The sequence below is a fragment of the Cellulosimicrobium sp. I38E genome (genome assembly GCF_001647255.1).
GTDB classification, from domain to species: Bacteria; Actinomycetota; Actinomycetes; order Actinomycetales; family Cellulomonadaceae; genus Cellulosimicrobium; species Cellulosimicrobium cellulans_E.
The window spans coordinates 98,678-109,042 of the sequence record NZ_LUAZ01000008.1 but is presented as its reverse complement, the minus strand read 5'-3'; the positions used below and the strand labels follow the sequence as shown (position 1 = coordinate 109,042).

Below are 10,365 nucleotides of genomic sequence, written 5' to 3'. Positions count from 1 at the left end.
GGCGGGTGGGCCGACGGGCGGTCGGCGGGTCAGGACGTCCGGGCGCCGGAGAGGGCGTCCGCGAGGAGCTCGAGCGTGCGGGCGCGGCCCGGCGTGGAGTCCAGCGCCTCGTCCGCGCGCGACGCGGCGACGGGGACGACCATCACCTCGTCGACCCCGTGGCGCTCGGCGAGCCGGCGGACCTCGGCCGCGGCGGCGTCGGGCGTCCCGACGGCCCAGCGGCGCAGGCTGTCCTCGACCATCTGCCCGGCCGCGCCGTCGAGGGGCGCCGCCTGGGCCTCCTCCACGGTCTCCAGCGCGGTGAGCGGCTGACCGGTGCGCAGCCGCGACATCATGCGCGCCTGCGGGAGCGCCCGGGCCCGGGCCTCGTCGTCGGTCTCGGCGACGACGGCGTTGAGCGTGAGGAACGTGCGCGGCTCGGGGAACGCCTCGCTCGGGCGGTAGCCCTCGCGATACAGGGCCAGGATCTCGTCGATGCCCTGGCCGGAGAAGTGGTTCGCGAACACGTACGGCAGCCCGAGCTCGGCCGCGAGGCGCGCGGAGTAGTCGCTCGACCCGAGCAGCCAGACGGTCGGCGCGCCGTCGGCGGCGGGCGTGGCGTGCACGTCGTAGACCTGGCCGCTCGTGAGGCGCAGCGTCGCGCCCTGCCGGCTCATGAGCGCGAGGATGTCGGTCACGTGCTGGGGGAACCGGTCGACGTCGGCCGTCGGGCCGGTGATCCGCAGGAGCTGCGTGACGACGGGGTCGGAACCCGGCGCGCGGCCGATCCCCAGGTCGACGCGCCCGGGGGCGATCGCCTCGAGCGCCGCGAACTGCTCCGCGACGACGAGCGGCGCGTGGTTGGGCAGCATGACCCCGCCCGAGCCGACCCGGATGCGGTTGGTCACCGACGACGCGGCGGCGATCATCACGGGCGGCGTCGACGCCGCGACCGCGGGCATGTTGTGGTGCTCGGCGAACCAGTACCGCTCGTACCCGAGCCGGTCCGCGAGGCGGACCAGGTCGAGCGACGCCCGCACCGCCTGGGTGCTGGACTGGCCCGAGCGGACGGGCACGAGGTCGAGGACGGACAGGCGCGGGGTCTGGGTGCTCACCCTGGTGCCAACCGGCGACCCCCGAGCCTCATTCCCCTGGGGAGTCGGGGCACGCCTGTCAGGATGGTCGCCATGGACGTCCCCTCGATGATCATGGGCGCCGCGATCGCGTCCGTCGCCTGGATCGTGCTCGTGCCCTGGAGCCGGCTGAAGGAGCTGCGGGAGAAGGATCAGGCGGGGCGCGCGGAGGACTGACCGCCGGGCAGCGGGGTGCGCAGCCCGCTCGCCCGGTGGACCAGGCTCGTCACCGCGGTGCGCACGGCGTCCTTGGAACCGACGACGCGCACGAACGACTGTGCCCGCGTGACTGCGGTATAGAGGAGCTCGCGTGTGAGCAGGGGCGACGTCGCGGGCGGCAGCACGAGGGTGACGCGGTCGAACTGGCTGCCCTGCGCGCGGTGGACCGTCATCGCGTGCACGGTCTCGACCGGCGGGAGGCGGTGGGTGCGCACCCGCAGCGGGGAGCGCGGGTCGCCGAACACGGCGACGACGCCGGCGCCCCCGGGTTCTGCGACGAGCACGCCCGTGTCGCCGTTGTAGAGGCCGACCTCGGCGTCGTTCGTCGTGACGAGCAGCGGCCGGCCGGCGACCCACGGAGAGTCGGTCGCGTGGTGGCCCGTGGCCTCTTCGACCCACGCCTCGACCTGCGCCGCCCACCGGCCCCGACCCGCGGGGCCGCGCCGGTGCGCGACCATGACGCGGTGCCGGGCGAGGGCGTCCAGAGCCGCGGTGGCGTCCCCCGCGCGGGCCGCCTCGACGAGCGCCGTGCCTGCCGTGACGGCGTCGGCGCGCACGGCGGCGAGCACCGCGTCGTCCGGGACGTCGTCGGGCGTCTCGAGGAACTCCACCGAGCCGTGGCCCGCGCGCAGGAGCGCGAGGGTCGCCTCCGCGTCCCCGGTCCGGATCGCCGCTGCGAGCGGCAGGATCTCGGAGTCGCGGTCCTGGCGGTGGACGGTGCGCAGCCGCACGACGCCGTTGCCCAGCACGGCGCGGTCGTCCACCTCGCCGTCGGCGGGCGGCGGGGAGGCGGCGAGCGCGACGTCGGCCGTCGCGACCACGACGGCCGTCGTCGCGGGCGCGGCGACCGGCTCCCGGTGCACGAGGTCCCCGAGCACCGCGCCGGCCTCCACGGACGCGAGCTGGTCGGGGTCGCCGACGAGCACGAGCCGTGCGTCGGGCCGCAGCGCCTCGAGCAGCCGCGCCATGAGCGGCAGCGCGACCATAGACGTCTCGTCCACGACCACCACGTCGTGCGGCAGGTGGTGGTGCGCGTCGTGCCGGAACCGGGTGCTGCTGCCCGGCCGGTAGCCGAGCAGCCGGTGCAGCGTCGTCGCGACGGGGGCGCCGACGCGCTCGCGGTCGGCCGGGTCGCCGAACCCGGCGACGACCTCGCGCACCGCCTCCTGGAGGCGCGCGGCGGCCTTGCCCGTGGGCGCGGCGAGCGCCACGCGCAGCCCCGCGCCGGACGCGGGGGCGGCGGACGACGAGGACGGGAGGGCTGCGTCGTGCAGGACGGCGAGCAGCCGCGCGACCGTCGTCGTCTTGCCCGTGCCCGGGCCGCCCGTGAGCACGGTGAGCCGGCGCGTCGCGGCGTGCGCGGCGGCGAGCCGCTGCCGGGTGTCGTCCGCCGCGGGGAAGAGGCGGGACAGCGCGGCGTCGAGGCGGTCGGCGTCCACGGGCAGCTCGGCCGAGGCGAGCCGCGCGTCGACGTCGTGCCGGACCGCGAGCTCGTCGCGCCAGTACCGGTCGAGGTAGAGGGCGCCGCCCACCCAGCGCGCGGGGCGGTCGGCCGGCCCGTCGACGCCCGCCGCGACGAGCGGGCTGCGCGCGACCGCGTCCGCCCACGCGGAGCGGTCCGGCCAGGGCAGGTCCGTGGCGTCGGTGCGCGCCGCCTCCTCGTCCTCGGGCAGCTCGAGCGACCCGAGGTCGTCCAGGCGCACGCACACCGACCCGCTGCGCACCGCGCGCACGGCGAGCGCCACGGCGAGCAGCACCTCGTCGTCGTGCTCGCCCGTGAGCCGGCCGAGCCGCAGCGCGACGCGCAGGTCGGCCGCGGAGACGACGCGCGCGGCGTTGAACGCGCCGAGCCGGGCGGGCACCCCGACGGCGAGGCGCGGGTCGCCCTCGTCCACGGGGGGAGCCGGCGACGCGACGGGCACCGTCGAGCCGAGAGGGGTCGTGGTCATGCGCGACCTCCGTCGAGCAGGGCGGACAGGGCGACGACGAGCCCCGGCGGCGGCGTCCAGGCGACGACGCCGTACGGCGCGCCGTCGGGACCGGTCGGGGTCTCCGGGCCGGCCATGCCGCGCACGAACAGGTAGGCGCCGCCCGCGAGGTCGCGGTCGGGGTCGTAGTCGCGCACGCGCCAGCGCAGGTAGCGGTGCAGCGCGACGAGGTAGAGCACGAGCTGGAGGGGGTAGTGCGAGGCGAGCATCGCGTCGCGCGTCGCGTCCGGGTGGTAGTCGCCGACGGCGAGCGGCACGCCGGGCGGGCCGACGCGGTTCGTCTTGTAGTCGACGACGAGGTAGCGCCGGCGGCCGGCGGGGTCGGGACGACCGTCCGGGCCCGCGACGGGCACCCGCAGCACCGCGTCGATCGAGCCGGTGAGGTACCCCCGCAGCGGGATCCCACCGGTACCGCCCGCCGGCCCGCCCTCGCTCTCGTCGGCCAGCGCCGCGAGCAGGTCCGGGTAGCGGGCGAACGGGTCGTCGGCGGACAGGTGGGCGCGCAGGACGTCGGCGAGGTCGCGCAGCGTCGACGGCCGGACGCCCTCCGTCTCGTCGCCGCCCGCGAGCGGGAGCTCGAACTCGAGCTCGGGGAGCCGGTCGCGCGGGTCGACGTCGGCGAGGGTGAGCCCGCCCGCGATCGGTCCGAGCGGGGTGCGCAGCGACAGGCCGAGCGCCGCGGCGAGCGACACGGGCTCCACGCCGGGCACGCGGACCGTCGCCGCCTGGGTGCACCGGGCGCGCACCTCGGCGTCGAGGTCGTCGGCAGCCGTGTCGACGTACTCGAGGATCTCGTGCACCAGGGTGCCGAACGCGGTGCCTCCCGGCTGCCCCTCGTAGGGCGAGGGGACGTCGGCACCGGGACGGGCGGCCGGGGTCTCGGCCGGCGCTCCGGACGGCACGGCGCCGGTCTCGTCGGCGTCCGGCGACTCCTCCGGCTCGTCCTGGATGCCCGGGTCCTCGGGCTCGCTCTCGATCCCGCCGACCGGACCGTGGTGCGCCGCCGCCGTGAGCGCCGAGTACGACGCGCGTCGCCACTCGCGGTCCGGAAGGTGCGCGGTGGTCGCGAGCGCGAGGTCCGCGGCGGCCCGACGCCCGGGAGACCAGCGGACTCCCTTCGGCCGGCTCTCGACCTGCTCGACGACGACCGTCCCGCCCGAGCGCGCGGCGAGCGCCTCGAACGCGGACCGGACGGCGTCGTCGCGCATCGCGTCGGGGCGGGCATGACGGCCGGGCTCGCCGCCGAGCATCCGGTCCGCGAGGAGCAGCCGCGTGAGCGGTCCGGAGCCGGTGCTGCGCTTGGTCGGCGTCCAGTGCACCACCACCTGGTGCCGGGCGCGCGTGAGGGCGACGTACAGCAGGCGCAGGTCCTCGCCCAGCTCCTCGTCGCGCCAGCGCGCCTTGGCGTCCACGAAGCCGGGGGAGCCCACGCCGCCCAGGTGCAGGACGCGCTGCCCGTGGTCGTCGTGGAACGCGAACAGCTCCTGGTCGTCCGACTCGAACCGCTCCCAGCCGAACGGGACGTAGACGACGCCGAACTCCAGGCCCTTCGCGGCGTGCACCGTGACGACCTGGACGGCCGCGGCGTCCGTCTCGAGGCGCCGGGTGCGCTCGTCGGTGAAGACGCTCCCGACCTCGGCGATCCGGGCGCGCAACCACGCGGTGAGCGCGGCCGTGCCGAGCCCTTCGGTCACCGCGGCCTCGTGCAGGGCCTGCGTGACGTGGCGCAGGTCGGTGAGGTAGCGCTCGCCGTCGACCCGGGCCATGACCCGTGCGGTCGCACCTCCGCGGGCCGCGACCTCGGCGACCGCGGCCACGCCGCGGTCCGCGAGCAGGCGCGCCCAGGTTCGGACGGTGTCGCCGAGCTCGTCGTGGTCCGCGTCCCCGGCCGTCGCGAGCCGCTGCGCGTCCCAGCCCACGAATGGTGTGAGCGCGAGCGCGGTCGCGCGGCGGTGCAGGCCGGGCTGCTCCAGCGCGGCGAGCAGCGTGAGCCAGTCCTGGGCCGCTGCCGAGCCGAACACGCTCGACGGCCCCGACACCACCGCGGGGACGCCCAGCGCGACGAGCGCCGAGCGCACCGCCTCGGCCTGGGCGTTCGTCCGGGTGAGCACGGCGACGTCCCGCGGCTCGAGCGCCCGCCATCGGCCGGCGCCGCCCGCGTCGTCGGCCGCCGCCGCGAGCCCGTCGTCGCGCACGCGGTCCCCGCCGTCCGCGGTCCCGAGGCGGCCCGCGACGTCCGCCGCGACGTCCTGCGCGAGCAGGGTGCGCGCGTCCGGCGCCGACGGCGCCGACGATCCCCCGAGGCGGTAGGCGCGCCGCGTGACCTGCCGCAGCCGCACCGGCGCGCCGCCGGAGAAGCGCGGCTCGGGGTGGGCCGCGTCGACGGGCCGGACCACGATGCGCGGGTCGCCCAGCGCCGTCTCGCCCAGGAGCGCGTGCAGGCCCGTGAGGAGCGGGCCGTCGCTGCGCCAGCTCGTGCTGAGCGTCGCGGTGTCCGCCGCGTCCTCGACCGCGCGCAGGTACGTCACGACGTCCGCGCCGCGGAAGGCGTAGATCGCCTGCTTGGGATCGCCGATGAGCACCAGCGTGCGGCACTCCTCGGGGTGCCCGTGGAACGCCGTGCGCAGGATCTCCCACTGCTCGGGGTCGGTGTCCTGGAACTCGTCCACCATGACGACGCGGAACCGCGACCGGACCCGCCGCGCCGCCGTCGCGCCGTGCTCCGGGTCCGTCAGCGCGCGGCGCAGCAGCACGAGCAGGTCGTCGTAGTCGAGCAGGTGCATCGCCCGCTTGCGCGCCTCGACCTCGCGGCGCGCGGCGACCGCGGCCTCGTACCGCGCCGCGGCCACCGACCCCTCGGCCGCGTCCGACGGCGCGACCACCGCGCCGTGGTCGCTCACCGCCGCCCGGGCGACGTCGCGCACGTCGCGCGGCGACAGGATCGGCTCCGGCTCGTCCGCGAACCTCCGCACGTACAGGTCGTCGGTGACCTCCTCGACGAGGTCCGCGACGTCGGGCAGGAAGCTCGTCGTGAGGTCGACGTCAGCCGCCGTGCCGAGCGCCGTGAGCATCTGCTGGCAGAAGCCGTGCGTCGTCGTGATCGTCGCCGCGTCGAGCTGGGACAGCGCGACGCGCAGGCGCTCCCGGCGACGGGCGAGCTCGTCGTCGTCGACGGCGGCGAGGAACGCGACGAGGGGCTCCGGGTCGTCCGCGGGAGCGGGGCCGCGCAGCGCGCGCTCGGTCGCGACGAGGCGCTCGCGGACGCGGTCGCGCAGCTCCGACGTCGCGGCGCGGCCGAAGGTCACGAGCATGATCTCCGGCAGGGCGGCCACGCCCTCGGCGACGTACCGCGTCGTGAGGGTCGCGATCGTGTGGGTCTTGCCGGTGCCGGCGCTCGCCTCGAGCACGACCGTCCCGCTCGGCAGGTCGCCGAACGGGTCGAAGCGCCGCGGGGTCCCGCTCCTCCCCACGTGGCCCGCGTGCGGGGCGGCGCCGTCGGTCGCGGTCCGGGACGTCGCGCCGTTCACCGGGCACCTCGCAGCTCGTTCTCCAGCAGGGGCTCCCACACGCGGCGCGCGAGCGCGCCGAGGCGGGTCGGGTCGTCGGGGAAGCGGCCCAGGTCGGCCGTGGTGGCGAGCCCCGCGACGTCGGGGAGAGCCGGGTCCTGTCCCCACGCGAGGACGACGTACGGGTCCTTGCGCTCGAAGCCCTTGTTCCACGCCCAGCCCGCGCGCATCAGGGCGTCGCGCGCGTCGCTCGTGCTGCGCTCCTCGGTGTAGCGCAGCGACACCTCGGGGAGCACCGGCAGCGGCTCGCGCGCCGCCTCGTCGCGCAGCGCCACGAGGTCGGCGAGGACCCGCGTCGCCGTGTCGTGGTCCGGTGGTGTGAGCGTCGACCAGGCGACGCCCGGACCCCGGGACGAGCGGCCGATCGCGACGGCGTCCCACGGGCGCCCGGGGTCGCTCGCCGTGAGCGCGAGCGCCTGCACCCAGGCGCGCAGCCGGTGCTTGGGCCCGAGGCGGGAGTACTCGGTGCGCACGACGCGTGCGCCGTGCACGCCGGGGACGCTCCCGACGAGGGTGCGGCCGTCGGGCAGCACGGCGCGGACGTCGACCGTCTCGGCCGAGCTCAGCACGTCCTGGCTCACCGGACGGCCGGCGGCGAGGTCGGCCTCGCGCGCGGCCTCCACGGCGGTGACACGCAGCGGGCCGACGGCACGGACCACCTCCTGGAGCGCCGTGCGTCCCAGCTCGCGCGGCGGGACCTGGCCCCGGCGCCACTCGGCCTGCATCGCCCGGTTCGGGTCGACGCCGGAGAGCGCGGCCCGCAGCACGCGGTCGCCTACGCCCCAGCCGGAGAGCCCCGTGAGCGCGAGCGGGAGGCGGTCCTCGACGTCGTCCTCCTCCAGCACGAGGCCCACGTCGAGCGTGTGCTGGGCGAACCACCTCGGCGCGTTCTCCAGCAGGCGGACCAGGTCGTCGAGCTCGACGTCGGCGCGGATCCCCAGCGCCGTCGCCGGGTCTACTTCCTCCGTCCGGCCGCTCGCTGGGCCGACGGGCAGCGAGAGCGGTGCACCGACGAGGGCACCGACCGGCTCACGCTTCTCCCGTGCGCGTCGGGCGCCGGCGAGCGCGGCGTCGTCGTGGCTGAACGGCCCCGGCGCACCCAGGGCACCCGGGACGAAGTTGCGCTCGTCCACGGCCTGGAGCGGGTGCTGGACGACCACGTGCTCGCGCGGCGGGCGGCCGTCGACGGTCGTCGCCACGCGGTCGAGCGCGTCGAGCAGCTCCGCCACGGGGACCGCGGGCGGCCGGACGGCACCCGTGCGCTCGTCGGCGCCCGTGTGCACGACGACGAGGTGGCCGCCCGCCGCGGCGACGGCGTCGAGGAAGATCTGCCGGTCCTCGCTGCGCGCGTCGCGCTCGCCGATCTCGGGGTGCCGGGCGAGCAGGTCGTCGCCCGCGGGCGCGGCGGTGCGGGGGAACACGCCGTCGTCGAGCCCCAGGAGGCACACCACCCGGTGCGGCACGGAGCGCATCGGCTCGAGCGAGCACACGGTGAGCGCGCCCGTGCGGAACCCGGCGCGGGTCGGGCGACCCGCGAGACGGTCGTCGAGCAGCGCACGCACGTCCGCGAGCCGCAGCGCGACCCCGCCGTGCGCCGCGCCCGCCGCGCGGACGTCGCCCAGCACGCGGCGTGCGGCGCCGATCTGCCACGCCTCCGTGGGCGGGGCCTCGGCGAGCAGCGTGAGCGCGCGGTCGAGCGCGTCGAGCCAGTGCGCGAGCGGGTGCACCCCGTCGAGCGCGCGCAGCGTCTCCGTCAGGCGCGCGACGAGCTCCGCGAGGCGGCCCGCGAGGTCCACGTCGGTCGAGCCGACGTCGTCGAGCGGCAGCGCCGGCCCGACGAACCGCGCGTCCTCGTCGGCCATCGCCGCGCCGAGCAGGAGGCGGTCGAGCGCCGCGTCCCACGTGCCCTGCCGCACGTGCCCGTCGATCCCGAACCGCGCGCGCCGCTCGCCGTCCTCGCCCCAGTGCACGCCCGCCTCGACGGCCCACTGGCGCAGGCGGTCCACGTCGTCGTCGGAGAACCGGAACCGGCGGCGCACCGGCGCGCTCGCGGCGAGGTCGAGCACCTCCGACGCCGTGACGCGGCCGTCGGCGAGGCGCAGCAGCGTGGCGAGCAGCGCGAGCACGGGGTTGGTCGTCCCGGCGCCGCGGTCGGCGAGGCTGACCCGCAGACGCTGGCCGGGGTGCGCGTCCTCGCCGAGCTCGGGGACCGCTCCGAACGTCGCCGTGACGAGCGGGGCGAACGTCTCGACGTCGGGGCACAGCACGATGACGTCGCGCGCCTGGAGCGTCGGGTCGGCGGAGAACAGCCCGACGAGCGTCTCCCGCAGCACCTCGACCTGCCGCGCCCGGCCGTGGCACGCGAGCACCTGCACGGACCGGTCCGCCGGGTCCAGCACGTGCGCGCCGTCCGGGTCGTCGGCCCGCAGCGCGGACTGCAGCGCGCCGAGCAGGGTCGGCGGCGGGGGCGCCGCCTCGTGGTGGGTCTCACGAGCCTCGCCCGCGGCGAGCCGGAGCTGCAGCTCGACCGCGTCCCGGCCGGTGGACGCGAGGAACGGGTGCCGCGCGAACGTCGGCAGGTCCGCTCGACGCCGGACGGGCGCACCCGCGCGGTCGGCGCCCGGGTCCGCGCCGCCCCTGGCGGGGTCGCCGTCGTCGGATGCGGCGACCGTCGCCCACAGCGCTGGCGAGGGGTGCACGAGCCACAGGTGGACGTCGCGGTGCTCGGCGAGCGCGCGCAGGACCCGGAGCTCGTCCTCCGGGATCCGCGTGGGCCCGAACACCGACAGCCGCGGCGGCAGGTCGACGGCCGCCGGGTCCGCGCGCAGCGCCGTGACCGCCTCCGTGACGCGCCGCGCCGGGTCCGTCGCCGGGACGCGCTCCACCAGGCGGCGCCACAGCTCGGGCTGCCAGGCGAGGTCGTCCGGGGCGGCGGCGGTGCCCGTGACCGGGGACGCGGCCGACCACGCGAGCACGACCTCGGGCCGCTGGCGCGCGTAGTCGACCAGGAGGTCCGCGAGCCGCCGCGCGAGCGTGAGCCGACGCCCCCGGCGCACCTCGTCGCCCGGGTTGCCGACGTACCGCGCGAGCGGCGCCGCCCACGGCTCGGCGAGGTGCGCGTCGAGCACCTCGAGCACGGACCACGCGAGACGCTCGGGCCGCCACGGGTCGTCGTCGGGGTCGAGGTCGGTGAGGTCCGCGACGACCTGCTCCACGAGTCGGCGCGGCCCGCGGAAGTCGACGTTCGCGCAGATGCCCGACGTCTCGCCCGCGCCCAGGTGGTGCGACAGCCGCTGCGCGAGCCACCGCTCGACCCCTCGCGTCGGGACCGCGACGACGTCCGGCGTGAACGGGTCCTCCGGCGCCTCCGCGAGCACGGCGGCGAGCGGCGCCACGAGCGCCTCGGCACGCTCGGAGCGGTGCACGTGCAGCAAGAGGACCCCTGTCGGTGGTGGCGGACCGGTCGTCGCGCCCTGCCGG

Annotated in this window: 5 protein-coding genes; 1 reads left to right on the top strand and 4 read right to left on the bottom strand. The window is 77.6% G+C overall.

Going from position 1 to position 10,365, the window contains the following annotated elements; genetic code table 11:
* Positions 1 to 29: 29 nt before the first annotated feature.
* Entirely contained in the window at positions 30 to 1,094 is a 1,065-nt protein-coding gene (locus A0J59_RS02020) for an LLM class flavin-dependent oxidoreductase (RefSeq protein ID WP_064315059.1), read from the bottom strand.
* 72 nt (positions 1,095 to 1,166) lie between these two features.
* Here A0J59_RS02020 and A0J59_RS22210 point away from each other — a divergent pair, with 72 nt between their 5' ends.
* A complete protein-coding gene (locus tag A0J59_RS22210; protein ID WP_255364885.1) occupies positions 1,167 to 1,289 on the top strand; it encodes a hypothetical protein in 123 nt (40 codons plus the stop codon).
* Here the strand turns inward: A0J59_RS22210 and recD are convergent.
* From recD to recC, 3 genes are read right to left on the bottom strand one after another with little or no spacing between them, the layout of a single operon-like run.
* Positions 1,265 to 3,280, bottom strand: coding sequence for an exodeoxyribonuclease V subunit alpha (gene recD / locus A0J59_RS02015; RefSeq protein WP_082918662.1), 2,016 nt, complete (start codon positions 3,278 to 3,280; stop codon positions 1,265 to 1,267). The two genes, A0J59_RS22210 and recD, sit on opposite strands and share 25 nt — an antisense overlap.
* A complete protein-coding gene (locus tag A0J59_RS02010; RefSeq protein WP_255364884.1) occupies positions 3,277 to 6,846 on the bottom strand; it encodes a UvrD-helicase domain-containing protein in 3,570 nt (1,189 codons plus the stop codon). The genes recD and A0J59_RS02010 overlap by 4 nt, the downstream gene beginning before the upstream one ends.
* Positions 6,843 to 10,310, bottom strand: coding sequence for an exodeoxyribonuclease V subunit gamma (gene recC, locus A0J59_RS02005; RefSeq protein ID WP_255364887.1), 3,468 nt, complete (start codon positions 10,308 to 10,310; stop codon positions 6,843 to 6,845). The genes A0J59_RS02010 and recC overlap by 4 nt, the downstream gene beginning before the upstream one ends.
* Positions 10,311 to 10,365: the final 55 nt, after the last annotated feature.

Coding starts and splice junctions, on each gene's coding strand:
- recD (WP_082918662.1), bottom strand. CDS start 3,280: ATGACCACGACCCCTCTCGGCTCGACGGTGCCCGTCGCGTCGCCGGCT.
- A0J59_RS22210 (WP_255364885.1), top strand. CDS start 1,167: ATGGACGTCCCCTCGATGATCATGGGCGCCGCGATCGCGTCCGTCGCC.